Origin of the sequence: Variovorax sp. SRS16, assembly GCF_901827165.1 — a bacterium.
GTDB lineage: Bacteria > Pseudomonadota > Gammaproteobacteria > Burkholderiales > Burkholderiaceae_C > Variovorax.
In genome coordinates, this window is sequence record NZ_LR594666.1 from 403,641 (window position 1) to 423,924 (window position 20,284).

The 20,284-nt window shown below is 68.9% G+C and carries 16 protein-coding genes and 1 tRNA gene; 9 read left to right on the forward strand and 8 right to left on the reverse strand.

The window, feature by feature from the left end:
• The first annotated feature begins 63 nt into the window (after positions 1 to 63).
• From E5P2_RS01995 to E5P2_RS02005, 3 genes are all read left to right on the forward strand, one after another.
• Entirely contained in the window at positions 64 to 4,902 is a 4,839-nt protein-coding gene (locus E5P2_RS01995; protein ID WP_162565500.1) for an NAD-glutamate dehydrogenase, read from the forward strand.
• A gap of 100 nt (positions 4,903 to 5,002) precedes the next feature.
• Positions 5,003 to 5,539, forward strand: coding sequence for a DUF3617 domain-containing protein (locus E5P2_RS02000; protein ID WP_162565501.1), 537 nt, complete (start codon positions 5,003 to 5,005; stop codon positions 5,537 to 5,539).
• A 248-nt stretch (positions 5,540 to 5,787) separates the two neighbouring features.
• The gene (locus tag E5P2_RS02005; protein WP_162565502.1) at positions 5,788 to 6,363 is read left to right on the forward strand and encodes a Crp/Fnr family transcriptional regulator; all 576 of its coding nucleotides are present in this window, start codon (positions 5,788 to 5,790) and stop codon (positions 6,361 to 6,363) included.
• Positions 6,364 to 6,384: 21 nt separating this feature from the next.
• Here the strand turns inward: E5P2_RS02005 and E5P2_RS02010 are convergent, their stop codons facing one another.
• The 3 genes from E5P2_RS02010 to E5P2_RS02020 are packed head-to-tail and all read right to left on the reverse strand — an operon-like array spanning position 6,385 to position 8,430.
• Positions 6,385 to 6,903 carry a TPM domain-containing protein gene (locus tag E5P2_RS02010; protein ID WP_162565503.1) on the reverse strand — a complete coding sequence of 173 codons (519 nt, stop codon included), beginning with the start codon at positions 6,901 to 6,903 and terminating at the stop codon, positions 6,385 to 6,387.
• A gap of 2 nt (positions 6,904 to 6,905) precedes the next feature.
• On the reverse strand, positions 6,906 to 7,823 hold the full coding sequence (locus tag E5P2_RS02015; RefSeq protein WP_162565504.1) for a TPM domain-containing protein: 918 nt from the start codon (positions 7,821 to 7,823) through the stop codon (positions 6,906 to 6,908).
• A gap of 10 nt (positions 7,824 to 7,833) precedes the next feature.
• Entirely contained in the window at positions 7,834 to 8,430 is a 597-nt protein-coding gene (locus E5P2_RS02020) for a LemA family protein (RefSeq protein ID WP_162565505.1), read from the reverse strand.
• 45 nt (positions 8,431 to 8,475) lie between these two features.
• Between E5P2_RS02020 and E5P2_RS02025 the strand changes: the two genes are divergently transcribed.
• The 4 genes from E5P2_RS02025 (at position 8,476) to E5P2_RS02040 (ending at position 11,314) form a co-directional block, all read left to right on the forward strand.
• Positions 8,476 to 9,243 (forward strand): hypothetical protein, encoded by a 768-nt coding sequence (locus E5P2_RS02025; RefSeq protein WP_162565506.1) that lies wholly within the window; start codon positions 8,476 to 8,478, stop codon positions 9,241 to 9,243.
• 94 nt (positions 9,244 to 9,337) lie between these two features.
• On the forward strand, positions 9,338 to 9,784 hold the full coding sequence (locus E5P2_RS02030; RefSeq protein WP_162565507.1) for a YybH family protein: 447 nt from the start codon (positions 9,338 to 9,340) through the stop codon (positions 9,782 to 9,784).
• On the forward strand, positions 9,784 to 10,767 hold the full coding sequence (locus tag E5P2_RS02035) for a YheT family hydrolase (protein WP_162565508.1): 984 nt from the start codon (positions 9,784 to 9,786) through the stop codon (positions 10,765 to 10,767). Before E5P2_RS02030 ends, E5P2_RS02035 begins: the two co-directional genes overlap by 1 nt.
• Positions 10,768 to 10,771: 4 nt before the next feature.
• A complete protein-coding gene (locus E5P2_RS02040) occupies positions 10,772 to 11,314 on the forward strand; it encodes a DUF2946 family protein (RefSeq protein WP_162565509.1) in 543 nt (180 codons plus the stop codon).
• A 68-nt stretch (positions 11,315 to 11,382) separates the two neighbouring features.
• Here the strand turns inward: E5P2_RS02040 and E5P2_RS02045 are convergent, their stop codons facing one another.
• The 4 genes from E5P2_RS02045 to E5P2_RS02060 form a co-directional block, all read right to left on the reverse strand.
• On the reverse strand, positions 11,383 to 12,027 hold the full coding sequence (locus E5P2_RS02045) for a c-type cytochrome (RefSeq protein ID WP_162565510.1): 645 nt from the start codon (positions 12,025 to 12,027) through the stop codon (positions 11,383 to 11,385).
• A gap of 114 nt (positions 12,028 to 12,141) precedes the next feature.
• On the reverse strand, positions 12,142 to 13,647 hold the full coding sequence (locus E5P2_RS02050) for an efflux transporter outer membrane subunit (RefSeq protein WP_443083497.1): 1,506 nt from the start codon (positions 13,645 to 13,647) through the stop codon (positions 12,142 to 12,144).
• A complete protein-coding gene (locus E5P2_RS02055) occupies positions 13,640 to 16,801 on the reverse strand; it encodes an efflux RND transporter permease subunit (protein WP_162565511.1) in 3,162 nt (1,053 codons plus the stop codon). The genes E5P2_RS02050 and E5P2_RS02055 overlap by 8 nt, the downstream gene beginning before the upstream one ends.
• 13 nt (positions 16,802 to 16,814) lie before the next feature.
• Positions 16,815 to 18,098, reverse strand: a complete 1,284-nt coding sequence (locus E5P2_RS02060) for an efflux RND transporter periplasmic adaptor subunit (protein ID WP_162565512.1) — start codon at positions 18,096 to 18,098, stop codon at positions 16,815 to 16,817.
• A 164-nt stretch (positions 18,099 to 18,262) separates the two neighbouring features.
• Between E5P2_RS02060 and E5P2_RS02065 the strand changes: the two genes are divergently transcribed.
• On the forward strand, positions 18,263 to 18,901 hold the full coding sequence (locus tag E5P2_RS02065; RefSeq protein WP_162565513.1) for a TetR family transcriptional regulator: 639 nt from the start codon (positions 18,263 to 18,265) through the stop codon (positions 18,899 to 18,901).
• A 44-nt stretch (positions 18,902 to 18,945) separates the two neighbouring features.
• Positions 18,946 to 19,016: transfer RNA gene (locus tag E5P2_RS02070), tRNA-Arg, on the forward strand.
• Positions 19,017 to 19,209: 193 nt separating this feature from the next.
• Here the strand turns inward: E5P2_RS02070 and E5P2_RS02075 are convergent.
• The gene (locus E5P2_RS02075) at positions 19,210 to 20,181 is read right to left on the reverse strand and encodes a LysR family transcriptional regulator (RefSeq protein WP_162565514.1); all 972 of its coding nucleotides are present in this window, start codon (positions 20,179 to 20,181) and stop codon (positions 19,210 to 19,212) included.
• Between the last annotated feature and the right edge of the window lie 103 nt (positions 20,182 to 20,284).

Here is a 20,284-nt window from a genome sequence, read left to right on the forward strand (position 1 = left end):
TGGCGCAAGCCCCTTTCGGGCGCTCGGCGATGTAGATTACGAATGCCAACTCGAAAGGCAATCATGCAGACCCAGACAAGAGAGACAGGGCGCAGGGACGAGCGCCTGGACGAAGTGGTGCAACTGGTGCGGGCCAAGGTGGCGGCCGCGACGGCGGATGAACTCGTCGCCTTCGTGCGCGAATACTTCGGCCAGGTCGACCCGGAGGATCTGGCCGAGCGCCAGGTGGCCGACCTGTACGGCGCGGCGCTCTCGCAATGGAGCTTCGCGCGCCAGCGCGAGCCGGGCCGCGCCAAGCTGCGCGCCTTCAACCCGACGATCGCCGAGCATGGCTGGCAGTCCACGCACACCATCATCGAGATCGTCAACGACGATATGCCTTTCCTGGTCGATTCGGTGACGATGGAGGTCAACCGCCACGGGCTCACGCTGCACCTGATCATCCATCCGCTGGTGGCCGTGAAGCGCGGCGGCGACGGCATCCTGCAGGGCTTGGCGGGCGAAGGCGCGTCGCCCGATGCGCGGCGCGAATCCTTCATCCATGTCGAGGTCGACCGCGTGCCCGAGCCGGCCCGGCTCGACGCGCTGGCCGAGGACCTGGTGCGCGTGCTCGGCGACGTGCGGCTGGCCGTGGCCGACTGGAAGAAGATGCAGGACCATGTGCTGGCCATCGTCGCCCACCTTGACGAACACGCGCCGCCGATCCCGCCGCAGGAACTCGCCGAGGGCCAGGCCTTCCTGCGCTGGCTGGCCGACAACCATTTCACCTTTCTCGGCCATCGCAGCCACGAACTGGTCACGGTCGACGGCGAAGACGCGCTGAAGATCGTCCCCGATTCGAGCCTGGGCATCCTGCGCGACGGCCCGGCGCCGAGCGCCAACGCCGCGTTCGCCGCGCTGCCGCCCGAGGTACGAGCCCATGCGCGCCGGCCCGAGCTGCTGGTGGTGACCAAGTCCACCTCGCGCTCCACCGTGCACCGGCCCGGCCATCTTGACTACGTCGCCGTCAAGCGCTTCGATGCCGGCGGCAGCGTCTGCGGCGAGGACCGCTTCCTCGGCCTGTTCACCTCGACCGCCTACAGCGCCAGCCCGGCCGAGATCCCGCTGCTGCGGCGCAAGGTGGCCAGCGTCGTCGAGCGCGCCGGCCTGCCCGCGGGCAGCCACTCCGGCAAGGCGCTGATCAACATCCTCGAGACCTACCCGCGCGACGAACTGTTCCAGACCGGCGACGACGACCTGCTGCAGACGGCCATGGGCATCCTGCACCTGGGCGAACGCCAGCGCTTTCGCCTGTTCGTGCGGCGCGATCCCTTCGAGCGCTTTCTCTCGTGCCTGATCTACGCGCCGCGCGAGAACTACACCACCGAGCTGCGCCAGAAGTGGCAGGACATCCTGCTGCGCGAGTTCAACGGCATCGGTTCGGAGTTCAACGTGCACCTGTCGGAATCGGTGCTGGCGCGGGTCCAGATCACCGTGCGCACCAAACCCGGCAGCATCCCGCCCTTCGACGTGCGCGAGCTCGAGCAGCGTCTGGTGGCGGCGGCCCGGCGCTGGGCCGACGACCTGCGCTCGGCGCTGATCGAGGCGGCCGGCGAGGCGCGCGGCAATGCGCTGCTGCGCCGCTTCGGCGCCGCCTTCCCGCCCGGCTACCGCGACGAGTTCGCGGCGCGCGCTGCGGTGCACGACATCGAGCTGATGGCGCGCCTGAGCGACAAGCAGCCGCTCGGCATGAACCTCTACCGGCCGCTCGAGGCGGCGCCCGGCACGCTGCGCTTCAAGCTGCTGCGGCAGGGCGAGCCGCTCACGCTGTCGGCCAGCCTGCCGATGCTCGAACACCTGGGCATGAAGGTGCTGGACGAGCATCCGCACCGCGTCGCACCGGAGGGCGCGGCGCCGATCTGGATCCACGACTTCGGCCTGCAGAGCGCGCTCGGCGATGCCGACATCGAGGTCGACACGCTGCGCCCTGTGTTCGAGGAAGCCTTCGGCGCGGTGCTCGGCGGCGAGGTCGAGAACGACGACTTCAACCGCCTGGTGCTCGCGGCTCGCCTGCCGGTGCATGAGATCGTGGTGCTGCGCGCCTATGCGAAGTACATGCGGCAGATCGGCTTCGCGCTCTCGCAGTCCTTCATCGAAGGCACGCTGGCAGGCAATGCCGCCGTGGCGCGCGCGCTGGTCGAGCTGTTCAAGCTGCGCTTCGATCCGGCGCTGGCCGCCGATGCCGGCATCGACGCGCGCTGCGGCGAGAAGGTGCGCGAGATCGAGACTGCGCTCGAGCAGGTGGCGAACCTCTCCGAAGACCGCGTGCTGCGCCAGTACCTCGCGCTGATGCTGGCCACCACGCGCACCAACTTCTGGCGCCGCGATGCGGCCGGCCGGCGGCGCAGCTACGCCTCCTTCAAGTTCGATTCGGCGCAGGTGCCCGACCTGCCGGCGCCCAAGCCGATGTTCGAGATCTTCGTGTACTCGACGCGCTTCGAAGGCGTGCACCTGCGCGGCGGCCGCGCCGCGCGCGGCGGGCTGCGCTGGTCGGACCGGCCGGAAGACTTCCGCACCGAGGTGCTGGGCCTGGTGAAGGCGCAGATGGTCAAGAACACGGTGATCGTGCCGGTCGGATCGAAAGGCGGCTTCGTCCTCAAGCGCGCGCCGTCGGCCAGCGACCGCGATGCCTACCTGCGCGAAGGCGTGGCCTGCTACCAGGACTACCTGCGCGGCCTGCTCGACATCACCGACAACCGGGTCGGCGAGACGATCGTGCCGCCGCCCGAGGTCCGGCGCCACGACACCGACGACCCCTACCTGGTGGTCGCGGCCGACAAGGGCACGGCCACCTTCAGCGACTATGCCAACGGCATCAGCAAGGAATACGGCTTCTGGCTCGGCGACGCCTTCGCCTCCGGCGGCTCGGTGGGCTACGACCACAAGGCCATGGGCATCACCGCGCGCGGCGCCTGGGAGTCCGTGAAGCGGCACTTCCGCGAGATGGGCATCGACACGCAGACCACCGACTTCACCGTCGCCGGCATCGGCGACATGTCGGGCGACGTGTTCGGCAACGGCATGCTGCTGTCGAGGCACATCCAGCTGCTGGCGGCGTTCGACCACCGCCACGTCTTCCTCGACCCGGCGCCGGACCTCGAGCGCAGCTTCGCCGAGCGCGAGCGCCTGTTCAGGCTGCCGCGTTCGTCGTGGGCCGACTACGACGCGTCGCTGATCTCCGAGGGCGGTGGCATCCATGCGCGCAGCGCCAAGTCGATCGTCCTCACGCCGCAGGTCAAGGCGATGCTGGGACTCGCGGCCGATGCGCTGACGCCCACCGAACTCGTCAATGCGATCCTGAAGGCGCCCGTCGCGCTGATCTACAACGGCGGCATCGGCACCTATGTGAAGGCGACCAGCGAGAGCCATGCGCAGGTGGGCGACCGTGCCAACGACGCGCTGCGGGTGAACGGCCGCGAGCTGCGCTGCAAGGTCTTCGTCGAAGGCGGCAACCTCGGTTGCACGCAGCTCGGGCGCATCGAGTACGCGCTCGCCGGCGGGCGCATCAACACCGATGCCATCGACAACTCGGCCGGCGTGGACACCTCGGACCACGAGGTCAACATCAAGATCCTGCTCGGCCTGCCCATCACGGAAGGGGAGCTCACCGAGAAGCAGCGCAATGCGCTGCTGCCGGAGATGACCGACGACGTGGCCGCGCTGGTGCTGCGCGACAACGTCTTCCAGACCCAGGTGCTGTCGGTCACCGGCCGCATCGCGCCGCAGTTGCTCGATGCGCAGACGCGCTTCATGCAGTACCTCGAGAAGGCCGGGCGATTGAACCGCGCGATCGAATACCTGCCCTCCGACGAAGCGCTCGCCGAGCGCCGCGCCCAGGGCCTGGGCCTGACCAGCCCCGAGAGCGCGGTGCTGCTGGCGTACAGCAAGATCTGGCTCTACGACGAGCTGCTGGCCTCGCCGCTGCCCGACGACCCATGGGTCGCGACCGCGCTGCAGCGCTATTTCCCCCCGCTGCTGCAGCACAGGTTCGAGGCCTACATGCAGCGCCATCCGCTGCGGCGCGAGATCATCGCCACCCACGTCACCAACAGCATGATCAACCGCGTGGGCAGCACCTTCGTGCACCGGCTGGGCGAGACCACCGGCGCGCGCGCCTTCGAGATCGTGCGCGCCTACCTGATGAGCCGCGAGATCTTCGGCATGGTGACGCTGTGGCAGGCGATCGAGGCGCTCGACAACCAGGTCGACGACGCGGTGCAGTCGAGCATGCTGATCGACACCAGCCGCCAGCTCGAGCGCGGGACGATGTGGTTCCTGCGCTCGCGGCGCCTGGGCGAAGACATGGCCGCGACGATCGAGCACTTCACGCCGAACGTCGAGACCCTGTCGGCGCGGCTGTCCGAACTGCTCGACGCCGACGAGCGCGCGCGCGTCGATGCCGCGGTGGTGCGCTACGCTGCCAGCGGCGTGCCGCGCAAGCTGGCCGAACGCGTGGTCACCTTCGACACGCTCTACGCCACGCTCGACATCGCCGAGATCGCGGGCGGCGCCCGCTGGCCGGTCGCACTGGTGGCCGCGATCTACTTCGACCTCGCCAACCGGCTCGGCATGCCGTGGCTGCGCGACCGGATCGCGGCGCTGCCCGGCGACCAGCACTGGCAGATGCTGGCCAAGGGCGCGATGCTCGATGACCTGGCGGGCCTTCAGCGCTCGATCACCGGCGCGGTGCTGGCCGGTGGCGGCGAGAGCGAATCCCCGGCCGCGCTGGTCGAGGCCTGGCAGGCCGGCAACGGCCGCACGCTCGAACGGGCGGCGCAACTGCTGGGCGAACTGCGCGCGGTGGCAGCGCCCGATGCGGCGATGCTGTCGGTGGCGCTGAGGGAATTGCGGGCCTTGGGATAGCGGCGTGGGCAGGGCCTATGCCGATCGCGCTATTTCGTTGATTCGGCGTGCAGGGTAGAAAGCGGCTGGCTTTTCCTCCACCCCTCCGCCGGAGCCTGCAATGACCTCTTTCATCCCGTCCGCCCGGATCGCCGTCGCATTCGCAGCCGGACTTTCGCTGGCCGGCGCCGCGTTCGCGTTCGACTTCCCGGCGCGCAAGCCCGGCCTGTGGGAGATGTCGATGAACCTGGGTGCCACGGCATCGAAACTCCCGGTCCAGGTGACGCAGCAGTGCTTGGATGCCGCCAGCGACAAGGCCATGCGCGAGATGGGCGAGGGCATGAGCAAGGACCGGTGCTCGAAGCAGGACATGCGCAACGAAGGCGGCAAGATCATCGTCGACACCGTCTGCAAGATGGAAGGGCCGAGCAACACGGTGGCCACCACCCATTCCGTCATGTCGGGCGACTTCAACAGCACTTACCACGTGGAAAGCAAATCGAGCTACAGCCCGCCGATGATGGGCCGTGCCGAGGGCTCGATCGTCATCGACGCGAAGTGGGTCGGGCCCTGCAAGCCCGGGCAGAAGCCGGGCGACATGATCATGTCGAATGGCATGAAGATGAACCTGCTGGACAAGATGGGCGGCAAGAAGTAGCGCGTTGCCTCGCGCGCGTGGCCGGCAGAAAGAGAAAAACTTCTCGCCCACTGCCGCCGTTGTGCGCGCGCCGCGAGAAAGTGCGAGTTTTGGGACTTGGGGCCTCTGAGAAACTGGCCGCGTGTCCTCTTCCTTCCCTCCTTGTCGTTTCGAATTCGCAGGTCGGCCCGTGCCGGGCGGCACCACGCCGGCGCTTCCAGGCATCGGCGGCGAGGCGGTGCGGGCCTTTCCGGCCTGAAGCAGCGGCCATGAATCCGTCCACCTCATCGCCCTTCTGCATCGACCTGCGCGAACATGCGGTCCATCTGCTGATCACCGCGGCGCCGATGGCCCACATGGCCGCGCACGAGGCCCGCATCGTGGTCAATGCGATGAAGCCCCTGCACCTGTTGCCGGACACGCTGCTGTTCGAAGAGGGCGACGCGGCCGGCAGCGACTACATGGCGCTGGTGCTCGAAGGACAGGTGCGCGTTGTCTCCGCCGCCAGCGTGCCGGGCGCCGAAGTCGTGATCTCGGTCGTCGGTCCGGGCAGCCTGATCGGCGAGATGGGCGTGATCGACGGCGCGCCGCGTTCGGCCAGCTGCACCACGCTCACCGAGGTCAAGCTCGGCATCCTGTCGCGCGCCGCGCTGCTCGAGCTGGTCGGCACGCGCCCGGTCGTGGCGGCGCGGCTGATGCTGGGGCTGTGCAAGGGCATGGCGGACCGGCTGCGCGACAGCAACCGGCGGCTGCGCACGCTGTCGCAGGTCTCGCGCGCACTGCAGTCCGAGCTGGATGCGGTGCATGCGGTGAACCACCGCCTGCTGAACGCGCAAGGCTCCTGAGCGCGGCGCCGGCGCTGCGCTTCAGAGCACGACGGGCGCGTCCGGCAGTTCGTTGCGGTTGGCTTCGCCTTCGGCCAGCGGGAAGTGCGCGACCAGCAGCGCCGACACTTCCTCCAGCGCCTGCGTGAGTCCGTCCTCGAAGCGCGCTTCGCGAAACGCGGCAGCCATGCGCTTCGCCATCGCGGCCCATTCCTCGCTGCTGACGTGCGAATCGATGCCGCGGTCGGCCACGATCTCGATCGCGCGCTCGGCCAGCAGCAGGTAGATCAGCACGCCGTTGTTGTGCTCGGTGTCCCAGACGCGCAGCTTGCCGAACAGCATGATCGCGCGCTCGCGCACCGGCGCGCCGCGCCACAGGTAGGACAGCGGCAGCCCGGCCTCGATGCAGACGCGGATCTCGCCGCTGTGCCGGCGCTCGCTCGCGGCAACGCGGCGCGTGAGGCGATCGAGCAGCGCCGGCGGCAGCGCGCGCCGGACCTCGGCCTCGTCGACCCAGCGATGGCGCCACAAGCGGCCGAGCCTGGCAAGAAGAGAGGCCATGGCTACCAGTTCCCCGAGGCGCCGCCGCCACCGAAATCGCCGCCGCCGCCCGAGCTGAAGCCGCCACCGCCGCCGGACGATCCACCGCCGAAGCCGCCGCCGCCAAAGCCACCCCCGAATCCGCCGCCACGGCCGCCGCGCCCGAGACCCGAGCCGAAGGCCAGCGACAGCAGCGTGAAGAACAGCGCGCCGATGCCGGCCAGCACTGCGATCACGAGGCTCGACGTGAGCAGCATCGCGATCACGCCAGTCAGCCCGCCCATCGCGAGCGAGCCCGGGATCCGGCCGAGCACCGAGCGCGCGATCGGGCCGCCGACCATCACCGCGATAAAGAGGAAGACGGCGAGGTCCTGCCAATCGAAGCCCCTCGCCGGCCCGCGCTCGCCGAAGTCGCCGCTCTTCGCATCGACCTCGGGCAGCGGCTCGCCGCTGATGCGCGCGATCAGCTGGTCGGCCGCCGCATCGAGGCCGCCCGCGAAATCGTTCTGGCGAAAGCGCGGCGCCATCGCCTCGTCGATGATGCGCGCCGCCGCCAGATCGGGCACCGCGCCTTCGAGCGTCTTGGCGACCTCGATGCGCATCTTGCGGTCGTTCTTGGCGACCAGCACGAGCACGCCGTCGCCGACCGCCTTGCGGCCGATCTTCCAGGCATTGGCGACTCGGTTGGCATAGCTCGCGATGTCCTCGGGCTGCGTGGTCGCCACCATCAGCATCACGATCTGCGAACCCTTCTTCTGCTCGAAGGCCTGCAGCTTGGCGTCGAGCGCCTGGCGCTGCGACGCATCGAGCGTGTCGGTCTGGTCGATCACGCGCGCGTTGAGCGGCGGTATCGGCTGCAGGTCCTGCGCGTGCGCGCTGCACAGCGCGGCCGCCAACAGGAAGAGGGCGGCCAGCGCGCGCCGGATGCGGACAGCCGCCATGGTGCCGTGGCTACTTTTTCGGGGCGCTGAAGTCGACGGTGGGGGGCGTCGAGATCTGCGCCTCGTTCTGCACCGTGAAGTTGGGCTTGGGCGCGTAGCTGAAGACCTTGGCCGTCAGGTTGGTCGGGAAGCTGCGCGCGAGCACGTTGTATTCCTGCACCGTCTGGATGTAGCGGTTGCGGGCCACGGTGATGCGGTTCTCGGTGCCTTCGAGCGTCACGCGCAGATCGCGGAAGGCCTGGTTGGCCTTGAGGTTGGGATAGTTCTCCGACACCGCCATCAGCCGCGACAGCGCGCTCGACAGTTCGCCTTGCGCCTGCTGGAACTTGTTGAAGGCCTCGGGGTTGTTGAGCGTCTCGGGCGTGACCTGGATCGAGGTCGCCTTGGCGCGCGCCTCGATCACCTTGGTCAGCGTGTCCTGCTCGAAGCTGGCCTCGCCCTTGACCGTGGCCACGATGTTGGGCACCAGGTCGGCGCGCCGCTGGTATTGGTTGAGCACTTCGCTCCAGGCCGACTTGCTGGCCTCGTCCAGGCGCTGGAAGTCGTTGTAGCCGCAGCCCGCGAGCGAGAGGGCTGCAAGGATGATCAGGAACCAGCGTTTCACCATGATGTCGGAGCCTCCGTGCGAAGTGGGCGAAGTTAGCATAGATGGATGGCGGTCGATCCTCTTCAAGCGCTGCAGGCCGCGAACCGGCCGCCCGCGCCGGCCGTTGCCGACGCTGCCGCGGCCGGCACCCTGCTGATCGCCGGCGCCACCGGCGCGCTGGGCCAGGAGCTGGTGCGGCGGCTCGTCGGCCGGCATCGCTTCGCGCGCACCCGCGTGCTGGCGCGCGAGCCGATGCGCGCTGCGCTGCGCGATGTCGAGGCCGTGCCGGCGCCGGCCTTGCCGATCGCGCAATGGCCGCCCATCGCGGCCGATACGGCACTCGTGCAGTTCGAGCCGCCGCGCCTCTACCATGACCGCGAACGCGCGCTCTGGACGCCCGATCCGGCGCAGCTGCCGGCACTGGCCGCATGGCTGCGACGCTGTGGCGTGCGCACGCTGGCCATCGTGCAGCCGCACGAACAGGGCCGCCTGCCCGAGGCGCTGAAGCGCGGGCTGGCCACGCTCGACGAGCATGCGGTGGTCGCGCTGGGTTTCGAGCGCGTGATCCTCGTGCGCTCGGCGCAGAAGCCAGCCGCGGCGCGCTTCGCGAATCCGGCCGAGCGGCTGGCGGCCTGGATGCTGTCGGCCGCGCGCTTCATGGTGCCGGCCAGCGAGCAGCCGGCGCGCGCGTCCAAGGTGGCGGAGCTGGTGGACATTGCACTGCGCCTGGCGCCGCCCGGCGTGCACATCGCCGCGCCGGAAATGGTGTGGCAGGCCTCGCAGGGCGATGCGCTGCGCGCGGTGGCCGAAGCCTGGCTCGGCGTGCCGCGCTGACCCGCCGAGGCGCCGCGATCGCAGGCCCACCAAGCGGTCGCCAAGCCGGAGGCGGCACGCTGCACAATCGCCGGCATCCGTCCGGATTTTTGCCATGCCCAAGACCAAACCCCGTACCGCTGCGACCGGCACCGCCGACGACATCGAAGCGGCCTTCTACGAAGCGTTGCAGCGCGGCGATGTCGATGCGCTGATGGCCTGCTGGGCCGACGAGGACGAAGTGTTCTGCGTTCATCCCGGCGGCCCGCGGCTGGTCGGGCCGGCCGCGATCCGCGCCGCCTTCGAGCACATGTTCGCCAACGGCGCCATCCATGCCACGCCGGCGCGCGTGCGCAAGATCGAGTCGATCGCGAGCGCGGTGCACAACGTGCTCGAACGCATCGAGGTGCTCACCGCCGAAGGACCGCGCCATGCCTTCGTGCTGGCCACCAACGTCTATCACCAGACCGCCCAGGGCTGGCGCATGGTCGCGCACCATGCGAGCCCGGGCACCGCGCACGAACCCGCGGACGGGAGCGACGTGCCTCAGACCTTGCACTGATGCAGAACTACGTCGCACCCCGCTGGCTGCCGGGCGGCCACCTGCAGACCATCTGGCCCGCGCTGTGGGCGCGGCGCGCCGACGCCCCCTTGCCCGACTACCGGCGCGAGCGCTGGACCACGCCGGACGGCGACTTCATCGATGTCGATTTCCTCGATGCCGCGGGCGCGCGGCCGCGGCCGTTGCTGGTGCTGTTCCACGGGCTCGAAGGCTCCTCGCGCAGCCACTATGCCGAGGCCTTCGCATCCTTCGCGGCCGCGCGGGGCTGGGACTATGCGGTGCCGCATTTCCGCGGTTGCAGCGGCGAGATCAACCTCGCGCCGCGCGCCTACCATTCGGGCGATTTCGAGGAGATCGGCTGGATCCTCGCGCGCTTGCGGGCGCACAGGGACGCGACCGGCGGCGGGCCGATGCTGGCCGTGGGCGTCTCGCTCGGCGGCAATGCGCTGCTGCGCTGGGCGGAAGAGGCGGGCGAAGCGGCGGCGAAGACGGTGCGCGCGGTGGCCTCGATCTCGGCGCCGCTCGACCTCGCGGCCGGCGGCGCGGCGATCGGGCGCGGCTTCAATCGGCTGGTCTATACGCGCATGTTCCTCGCGACCATGAAGCCCAAGGCGCTGGCCAAGCTGGCGCAGCATCCGGGCCTGTTCGATCGCGAGCGCCTGCTGGCGGCGCGCGACCTCTACGCCTTCGACAACGTCTTCACCGCGCCGCTGCATGGCTTTCGCGACACCGAGGACTACTGGACGCGCGGCTCCGCCAAGCCGCACCTGCACGCGATCCGGATTCCCGCGCTGGTGGTGAATGCCGTCAACGATCCCTTCGTGCCGGGCGGGAGCCTGCCGCGGCAGGGCGAGGTCGGCGATCACGTCACGCTCTGGCAGCCTGCGCATGGCGGCCATGTCGGCTTCGCGATGGGGCTGCCGCCCGGCCATGTGCGCGGATTGCCGGAGCGTGTCGGCGCATGGCTGGCGGGAGCAGAATAGCTCGATGGACGACATTGTTCGACAGGCGCTGGCCAAGTGGCCCAACGTACCGCACTGCTACGGCTGGCTCGGGCTCGATGCGCGCGGCAACTGGTACATGCGCGACGACCGCACGCAGGCGCTGGGGCCCTTTGCCTCGGCCAAGGGATCGCTGCTGCGGCACGACAAGCTGATCGAATTCATCCATCGCAACTACGACCACGACGAGCAGGGCCAGTGGTTCTTCCAGAACGGTCCGCAGCGCGTGTACGTCGAACTCGAGGCCGCGCCCTGGATCTGGCGCGTGGGCGATGATTTCTCGGTGCGCTCGCACACCGGCCTGGCCGTCGAGCCGGGCACCTGCCTGCTCGACGAGGACGGCAAGCTCTATCTGGCGGCGCCGATCGGGCTCGGCCTGGTCCACACGCAGGACGTCGGCGTCGCGGCCGGCGCGGTCGAAGAGGGACGCTGGGTGCCGCAGAACGTGCGCGCCGCGGACCTGCCGGCACGCTTCGGCCATGTGATGAGTCCGGCGGCGGCGCAGCCCGTCAAGCCTGCGTCGGTCTGACTCGGTCCCCAAAAGAAAAAGAGCCCCGCTGGGGCTCTTTTCGTTGAGGGGATCGATCGCCGGGGCGCTTACTTGCTTGCGGCCGCTGCGGGTGCCGGCGTCGCACCGGAAGCGTCGGCCGCCGGTGCGGAGGCCGCATCGGAAGCCGCGCCTGCTGCGCCGGCAGCCGCCGGGCGGTCCGGCACGGGGAACTTGGCACCACCGGCATCGGCCATGTAGACCACGGCGCGGCCGATCTCGGTGTCTTCGAAGTCGCCGCCGCCCTGCGGGGGCATCATGCCCTTGCCATGCAGCGCATGGTCGAGCAGCGTGGCATAGCCCTGGCCGATGCGCGGGGCCCAGGCTGCGGCGTCGCTGAAGTGCGGTGCGGCCGGAATGCCGGGCGTGCCGTGGCAGGCAAAGCACTGCGCCTTGAACACCGCCTCGCCGGTGGCCAGCGGGCGGTTGGCATCGCGGATCTCGACCGAGCCGATCTTCTCGAGCCGGGCGGCAACGTCGCGGTCGCGCGTTTCCTTCGAGACGCCGTACAGCGCCATGCTCTCGCCTTGCGCGAGGCTCGAGGGATGGTTGCCGGAGACCACGTACGAGACGAGCCCCATGATGATGAAGATGGGTGCGACGAACGCAAAAAATACCGTCAGCAGCAGCTGTTTCGGGTTCTTGATCGGGCCGGTGTGGGCATCTTCTGTGGCCTGGTTGTGCGCGTCGCTCATTGCGTCCTCAGTATCGGGGGGCTCTTCGGGGGCTTGTCGGATCAACCGGGGATTATAGAGAGGCCCATGGACTTGCTCGCCGGACACGGCCGAGGCGGCCTTGCCCGGCTGCCTTCAACCCGCTCCTCCGCCCAGCGTCTTGTAGAGAACCACCTGGTTCTGCAACTGCAGCAGCCGCGTCTCGACCGCGGCCTGCTGCGCCGCGAACAGCGAGCGCTGCGAATCGAGCAGGTCGAGTCCGCTGGCGATGCCGTTGCGATAGCGCAGGTCGGCCAGCTTGAAGCGCACTGCCTCGGCATCGCTCTGCGCACGCAGGGCGCGCACCTGTTCGCCGAAGGTCGCGCGGCCCGCGAGCGCGTCGGCAACTTCGCGGAAGGCGGTCTGGATGGTCTTCTCGTACTGGGCTACGGCGATCTCGCGGCCGGCGCGCGCCGATTCCAGCCCGGCCTGGTTGCGCCCGGCATCGAAGATCGGCAGCGTGATCTGCGGCGCGAAGGACCATGCCTTCGTGCCCTTGTCGAACAGGCCCGAGAACTCGGTGCTCGCGGTGCCGATCGACGAGGTGAGCGTGATGCGCGGGAAGAAGGCCGCGCGCGCGGCGCCGATGTTGGCGTTGGCCGCGATCAGCTGCTGCTCCGCCGCGCGGATGTCCGGCCGGTCGGCCAGCAGGTCGGAGGGCAGGCCGGCCGGCAGGTCCGCCATCGGCGCGGCGGCCTCGAGGCCGCGTTCGTCGCCTGCGGTGGCTTCGGGCGGCACGGGCGCGCCGAGCAGCAGCGCCAGCGCGTTCTCGTCCTGCATGCGCTGGCGCTGCTGCTGGGCATAGGCCGCGCGCGCCGTCTCGGCCAGCGACTCGGCCAGGCGCGAATCGATCTCGGAGGCCACGCCATTGTCGAAGCGCAGGCGCGTGAGCTTGAGCGACTCGTCGCGCGTGGCCAGCGTCTGGCGCGTGATCTCGAGCAACTGGTCATCGGCCAGCAGCGTCAGCCAGCCGCTGGCGACCGCGCTCACCAGGCTGATCTGCGCGGCCTTGCGCGCTTCGTCGGTCGCGAGGTATTGCGCCAGCGCCACATCCTTCAGGCTGCGTACGCGGCCGAAGAAATCGAGCTCCCAGGCCGACACGCCGAGATTCACGCTGTACTGCGACAGCACGCTGCCGAGGCTGGGGTCGATCGCCTGGTACGGATTGGGCCCGGAGCGCGAGCCGCTGGCCGTCACGCCCACCGCCGGGAACAGCGCCGAACGCTGGATCTGGAACTGCGCCCGCGCCTGCTCGATGTTGAGCACCGCCACGCGCAGATCGCGGTTGTTGGCCAGCGCCGTCTCGATCAGCTTCTGCAGCCGCGCATCGGTGAAGAAGTTCTGCCATGCGATCGTGGATGCAGGTGCCTGTCCCGCGGCAGGCGCCTGCGCCGCGTTCGGGAAAGTGGCCGGCACCGGCGCGGCAGGGCGCTCATAGGTCGGAATGAACGAGCAGCCGGCCACGAACAGCGCAGCAGCCAGCGCGAGGCCGTTGCGTGAGATACCGCGGATCCGGCTCCGCCGGTCCGCCGGTATCGCCCCCTGCAAGGGGGTTGGCGAAGCGACACGAAGTGCGCGAAGACTGGGGGTGAGCCTATTCATCATGACTTTCCTCGATGCCAGCGGCTTGCGCATGGCGCTTGTCGGCCTCGTGCTGGCGCGCGCTGCCCTTGAAGAAGCTGCGCACGACGACGAAAAATATCGGCACGAAGAACACCGCCAGCCCGGTGCCCGTCACCATGCCGCCGAGCACGCCGGTGCCGATGGCGCGCTGGCTGGCCGAGCCCGCGCCCGAGGCCAGGAACAGCGGCATCACCCCGAGCCCGAAGGCCAGCGAGGTCATCACGATCGGGCGGAAGCGCAGATGAGCAGCAGCCAGCGCCGACTCGATCACGCCCTTGCCCTGCGCCTGCAGGTCCTTCGCGAACTCGATGATCAGGATCGCGTTCTTCGCCGACAGGCCGATGATGGTGATCAGGCCGACCTGGAAGTACACGTCGTTCGAATACGAGCGGAACAGCGTGGCCAGCAGCACCCCCAGCACGCCGCAGGGCACGACCAGGATCACCGCCAGCGGGATCGACCAGCTCTCGTAGAGCGCGGCCAGGCTCAGGAACACCGCCAGCACCGCGAAGCCGTAGAGGATGATGGCCTGCGAGCCCGCGAGTTTTTCTTCGCGCGACTGGCCGGTCCATTCATAGCCGAAGCCGGCCGGCAGTTTGGCCGCCAGGTTCTCCATCTCGGTCATCGCCGCGCCCGAGCTGTAGCCCGGTGCGGCCGAGCCCGAGATGCGGATCGCCGGATAGCCGTTGTAGCGCACCGTCTGCTGCGCGCCGTTGACCCAGCGCGTGGTCGCGAAGGTCGCGAGCGGCACCGGCGCACCCTGGCTGTTGCTGGCGTTGAGCTTGAGGATGTCCTCCGGCTGCATCCGTGCCGGCGCATCGGCCTGCACGATCACGCGCTGCAGGCGGCCCTGGTTCGGGAAATCGTTCACGTAGGCGGAGCCGAGCGCGGTCGACAGCGTGGTGTTGATCGAATCGAAGCTCACGCCCAGCGCGTTCGCCTTGTCGCGGTCGATGTCGATCTGCAGCTGCGGTGCGTCCTCCAGGCCGTCCGGCCGCACCTGCGTCAGCATCGGGCTCTTGCTGGCCATGCCGAGCAGCTGGTTGCGCGCGTTGATGAGCGCCTCGTGGCCCGCGCCGTTGCGGTCCTGCAGCCGGAAGGTGAAGCCGCTGGCGTTGCCCAGTTCGGGAATCGGCGGCGGGCTCAGCGGATAGATGAAGGCATCGCGGATGCCCGACAGCGCACCGAAGGCGCGGCCTGCGAGCGCGTCCGCCGAATGCGCCGGATCCTCGCGCTGCTTCCAGTCCTTCAGCGTCACGAAGGCCAGGCCCGCGTTCTGGCCCTGGCCCGAGAAGCTGAAGCCCAGCACGCCGACCATGCTCTCCACCTCGGGCTGCTTGAGGATGTAGCTCTCGACCTGCTTGATCACCGACAGCATGCGCTCCTGCGTGGCGCCCGGCGGCAGCTGCACGTTGACCAGGATGTTGCCCTGGTCCTCCTGCGGCAGAAAGGAGGTCGGCAGTTGGCGGTACACCAGCACCACGGCGGCGATGATGGCCGCGTAGACCACCAGGTAGCGCGCCGCGCGCCGCAGCAGCCGCGCGACGACGCTCTCGTCGCCCTTGGCGGTGCGCGAGAAGCCGCGGTTGAACCAGCCGAAGAAGCCCGTCTTCTCGTGATGGTGGCCGGCCTCGACCGGCTTGAGCAGCGTGGCGCACAGCGCCGGCGTGAGCGACAGTGCCATGGTCGCCGAGAAGCTGATCGACGCCACCATCACCGCCGCGAACTGGCGGTAGATGTTGCCGGTCGAGCCGGCGAAGAAGGCGAGCGGCACGAACACCGAGATCAGCACCACGGTCACGCCGATGATGGCGCCCGAGATCTGCCGCATCGCCTTGCGCGTGGCCTCCAGCGGCGACAGGCCTTCCTCGCTCATGATGCGCTCGACGTTCTCGACCACCACGATCGCATCGTCCACCACGATGCCGATCACCAGCACCATGCCGAACATGGTCAGCACGTTGATCGAGAAGCCCAGCGCGAGCAGCGTCGCGAAGGTGCCCAGCAGCGCGATCGGCACCACGATGGTCGGGATGATCGTGTAGCGCCAGTTCTGCAGGAACAGGAACATCACCAGGAACACCAGCGCCACCGCTTCCAGCAGCGTCTTGACCACCTCGGTGATGGAGATGCTGACGAAGCGCGAGCTGTCGTAAGGGATCGTCCACTTCACGCCCTGCGGGAAGTACTTGGCGAGTTCGGTCATCTTGGCGCGGATCGCTTTCGCCGAGGCCAGCGCATTGCCGCTCGGTGCCAGCTGGACGCCGATGCCGACGGCCGGCTGGCCGTTGAGCCGCGCCGAAGTCGAATAGGCCTGGCCGCCGAGCTCGATGCGCGCCACGTCCTTCAGCCGCACGGTCGAGCCGTCGGTGTTGGCGCGCAGCACGATGTTGCCGAACTGCTCGACCGACGTGAGCTGGCCGTTGACCACCACCGTGGCCGCGATGGCCTGGCCCGGCACATTGGGCAGGTCGCCGATCGTGCCGGAGGACACCTGTGCGTTCTGCGCGCGGATCGCCGCGTTGACGTCGGCCGCCGAGAGATTGAGGCCCTGCAGCTTGGCCGGGTCGATCCAGATGCGCATGGCGCGCTCGGTGCCGAACAGCTGCGCCTGGCCGATGCCCGGCACGCGCTGCAGTTCGGGCAGCACGTTGCGCGAAGCGTAGTCGCCCAGCGCGGTCGGATCGATCGCCGGATTGTCCGAGGACAGGATCGTGAACAGCAGGAAGTTGTTGCGCGACTTGTCCACGCGCACGCCCTGCTGCGTCACCGCGGCCGGCAGCCGCGGCGTCGCGCGTGACAGCCGGTTCTGCACGTCGACCTGCGCGAGGTCGGGGTTGGTGCCGGTCTCGAAGCTGATCGTGATGGTGCCGGTGCCGTCGGCCTGCGCAACCGATTCCATGTAGATGAGACCGGGCGAGCCGTTCATCTCGCGCTCGATCACCGACAGCACGCTGTCTTCCAGCGTCTGGGCCGAGGCGCCGGGATAGGCCACGTTGATGACGATGGCCGGCGGTGCCACCGGCGGGTATTGCGAGATCGGCAGCTGCGTGATCGCCACGCTGCCCATCACGATGATGAACAGCGCGATCACCCACGCGAAGATCGGTCGGTCGATAAAGAACTTGGCCATGCGGGCGCGCTCCTTACGACTTCGCCGCCGAGGCCGAAGCCGGCGCGGAAGCGGCCGACGCGGCCGGTGCGGAACCCGAGGCGGCGCCGGCGGGCGCGGCGGCCGCGGCCTTCCACGGCACCGCCTTCACCGCCGTGCCGGGCGGCATCATCTGCAGCTTCTGGAAGCCGTCGACCATGACCTGCTCGCCGGCCTTGAGGCCATCGAGCACCACCCACTGGTTGTCCCGCGCGGCGCTGATCTTCACATCGCGCTTGCTCAGCTTACCGTCGGTGCCGACCACCGTCACCGTGTCGCCCTGCTGGGTGCGCGTGACCGCCTGCTGCGGCAGCGTGATCGCATTGGTGGCCTGTGCCTGTTCCAGCCGCACGCGCACATACAGGCCGGGCAGCAGCTCGCCCTTCGGGTTGGGAATCTCGGCGCGCAGCATGACCTGGCCCGTGGTGGCATCGACCGTCAGGTCGGAGAACAGCAGCTTGCCGGGCAGCGCGTATTCGCTGCCGTCTTCCAGCACCACGCGGATGATGGCCGCATCGGCGCCATTGGCGCGCTTGAACTGCCCGTTCTCCATGGCGCGGCGCAGCTTGAGCACGTCGTTGGCCGACTGCGTGAAGTTCACGTAGATCGGATCGATCTGCTGGATCACCGCCAGCTCCGTCGCATCGCCCTGGCCGACCAGCGCGCCCTCGGTCACCAGCGCGCGGCCGATGCGGCCCGAGATGGGCGCCGTCACGCTCGCATAGCCGAGATTGATCTTTGCGGTCTGCACCGCGGCGCGGCCGACGGCGACGTCCGCCTCGGCAGTCTTCTGCGCCGCCACCGCGTTCGCGTATTCCTGCTTGCTCACGGCATTGGCCTCGACCAGCGGCTTGTAGCGCTCCGCCAGGGCCTTGGCCTGCACCGCATTGGCCTCGGCGCGCGCCAGGCTGGCCTGGGCGCTCTGCGCGGCGGCGGCGTAGGGCGCGGGATCGATGCGGAACAGCGGCTGGCCCGCCTTCACGTCGCTGCCCTCGCGGAACAGCCGCTCCTGCAGGATGCCGGCGGCCCGTGCGCGCACCTCGGCCACGCGCGAGGCTTCGAGCCGGCCGGGCAATTCGGTCACCAGGCCGATGTCGCCCGGCGCCGCGACCACCACGCCCACTTCCGGCGGCGGCGCGGCCTGGCCACCGCCGCCTGCGGCAGCGGGCGGATCGCTCTTGCCGCAGGCCGCGAGCACCAGCACCACGGCGACCGCGGCCGTGACGGCCGCACGGCGCGGCGAGAACAACGAATGATGCGAGACATGCAGGACGGGCATGCGATTCCTTTGAGGCAAAGACGGGAGACGGCGCGATGCATGGCGCGTGCCTGAAGCAGCACGGCGAATGTGGCCATCGGAAAGGCCCGTAGTTTACATACATTCATGGATGTATAGTCCTGACCTTGCGCAGCGTGTTGATTTGATTTCAAGAAGGAGACCCAGTGGTTCGTCGCACCAAGGAAGAAGCGCTGGAGACGCGGCATCGTTTGCTCGATGCGGCTGAGGTGCTGTTCCAGGCCCAGGGCGTTTCGCAGACCTCGCTGCAGCAGATCGCGCAGCGGGCCGGCGCCACGCGCGGCGCGATCTACTGGCACTTCAAGGACAAGGCGGATCTGTTCAACGCGATGATGGAGCGCGTCAAGCTGCCGCTCGAGGCGGCCGTGCAGAAGGCCGCCGGCGCCATCGACGCCGACCCGATGGACGAGGTCGAACGCATGATGGTCGAGGCGCTGAAGATCATGACCACCGACCCGCAGGTGCGGCGCGTGTTCGAGGTCGCCACGCACAAGGTCGAATACACGCACGACATGGCGTCGGTGCAGGAGCGCCATCTGGCCGCGCGCAACGCCTGCGTGCTCGATTTCGAGAAGGCCATGCTGGGGGCCGCGCGCCGCGCCGGCATCCGCCTGCCGCTGCCCGCCGCGGTCGCGGCGCAGGGGCTGCATGCCCTGATCAGCGGGCTGATCCAGAACTGGCTGCTCGACCCGAGCGCGTTCGACCTCGTGGCCTGCGGGCGCCGCACCTTCCGCGTCTACCTCGCCGGACTGGGCTTTTCGCGGCCGCTGGCGAGCGGCGCCTGATCGGCGATAATGATGGGCTCCCGACCCGATCGGGCGCAATCCTCTCGCTGTATTTCAACGGATAGAATTCGGCCCTCCGAAGGCTGAGATCCAGGTTCGATTCCTGGCGGCGACCAGAACATCGTTTCACACGGTCTCAAACCAGCTCAGAACCCGCATGCTTCCTGGCATTGCGGGTTTTTTCTTGCCTCACACCACCCGCCACGCACCATCACATCGCGGAGAAATGCCATCATTTCGGGGAGCCCGTGGTGATGTCTTGGCCCGTGCGAGAAATGCAGTCGCACCGCGCAGCATCGAAGCCCGCGTCAATGCTCGCGCATCCCTTTGCGACCGTTCGACTCCGCCATTGCAAGTTCTCGAGCGTCCAGCACGTAGTTCGTGGACCGGGCCAACCGCTCCACGGTCAGATCGACGAAAGCCCGGACCCGTGATGGCTGCGCCGCACGGCTTCCGTAGTAAACGTGAACGCTCATATGGTCGGTGGCGTGGTCTGCGAGCAACGGCACGAGCCGTCCCGAGCGAATCAGGGGAGCCGCCGACAAGCCCGACAACAAGCCGATCACGTGCCCCGACAGCACCGCCTCGGTCTCGAATTGGGCATCGTTCGTCGACAACGCAGGCGGGACTTCGCGAGAGATCACTTCGCCACCGATCTTGAGGAGCCAGGGCAGTACGCGGCCGGTGCCGGGATGTCGAAACACGCTGCACCGATGCGAGTTCAGTTGTTCGATCGAGTTCGGCGCGCCATGCGCCGCGATGTAGGCCGGCGCCGCGCAGACGATAAGCTGCATGGCGAAGAGACGGCGAGCGGTGACGCCGTCTTCCGGTGCCGACCCGATGCGAAATCCGACATCGGCACGGTCCTGCACCCAGTCGCCGACACGGTCATCCAGTTTGACGTCTGGCTGGACCTCGGGGTGGCGGCGGCAGAACTCGTCGACAAGAGGCCAGAGCAACGGCGCAAACGAGTACTTCGGCGCAACGATGCGCAGCGGACCCGCAACCTCGTCCTTCGCCGTGCGAACGCGATCGACAGCGCGCTCCAGCGCCGCCAGCGCGGGCCGGGTCGATTCGAGGAACTGCTGTCCTTCGTCAGTGAGCGCGATGCTGCGCGATGTGCGATGCAAGAGACGTACGCCCAGTCGCTTCTCGAGGGCTGCAAGTGCCTGGCTTGCGGCCTGAGGGCTCACACCCTGGGCCGCCGCTGCACGCCGAATGCTGCCGAGTTCGATGGCCTTCGTGAAGGTCTCGATCGCGCGAAGGTCGTTGATGGGCACGTGATGATCCTCGAAAGCAGGGGTCGGCAGCATCAATCTGGGCTTGCGGCGGGTTCAAGAAGCGGCCTACTAGTGAGCCGGGGGCATGCCGCCTAGAGTCGAG

Excerpts from the sequence above, each read along its gene's own strand:
- E5P2_RS01995 (WP_162565500.1), top strand. The coding sequence starts at position 64 with ATGCAGACCCAGACAAGAGAGACAGGGCGCAGGGACGAGCGCCTGGAC.
- E5P2_RS02000 (WP_162565501.1), top strand. The coding sequence starts at position 5,003 with ATGACCTCTTTCATCCCGTCCGCCCGGATCGCCGTCGCATTCGCAGCC.
- E5P2_RS02005 (WP_162565502.1), top strand. The coding sequence starts at position 5,788 with ATGAATCCGTCCACCTCATCGCCCTTCTGCATCGACCTGCGCGAACAT.
- E5P2_RS02010 (WP_162565503.1), bottom strand. The coding sequence starts at position 6,903 with ATGGCCTCTCTTCTTGCCAGGCTCGGCCGCTTGTGGCGCCATCGCTGG.
- E5P2_RS02015 (WP_162565504.1), bottom strand. The coding sequence starts at position 7,823 with ATGGCGGCTGTCCGCATCCGGCGCGCGCTGGCCGCCCTCTTCCTGTTG.
- E5P2_RS02020 (WP_162565505.1), bottom strand. The coding sequence starts at position 8,430 with ATGGTGAAACGCTGGTTCCTGATCATCCTTGCAGCCCTCTCGCTCGCG.
- E5P2_RS02025 (WP_162565506.1), top strand. The coding sequence starts at position 8,476 with ATGGCGGTCGATCCTCTTCAAGCGCTGCAGGCCGCGAACCGGCCGCCC.
- E5P2_RS02030 (WP_162565507.1), top strand. The coding sequence starts at position 9,338 with ATGCCCAAGACCAAACCCCGTACCGCTGCGACCGGCACCGCCGACGAC.
- E5P2_RS02035 (WP_162565508.1), top strand. The coding sequence starts at position 9,784 with ATGCAGAACTACGTCGCACCCCGCTGGCTGCCGGGCGGCCACCTGCAG.
- E5P2_RS02040 (WP_162565509.1), top strand. The coding sequence starts at position 10,772 with ATGGACGACATTGTTCGACAGGCGCTGGCCAAGTGGCCCAACGTACCG.
- E5P2_RS02045 (WP_162565510.1), bottom strand. The coding sequence starts at position 12,027 with ATGAGCGACGCGCACAACCAGGCCACAGAAGATGCCCACACCGGCCCG.
- E5P2_RS02050 (WP_443083497.1), bottom strand. The coding sequence starts at position 13,647 with ATGAATAGGCTCACCCCCAGTCTTCGCGCACTTCGTGTCGCTTCGCCA.
- E5P2_RS02055 (WP_162565511.1), bottom strand. The coding sequence starts at position 16,801 with ATGGCCAAGTTCTTTATCGACCGACCGATCTTCGCGTGGGTGATCGCG.
- E5P2_RS02060 (WP_162565512.1), bottom strand. The coding sequence starts at position 18,098 with ATGCCCGTCCTGCATGTCTCGCATCATTCGTTGTTCTCGCCGCGCCGT.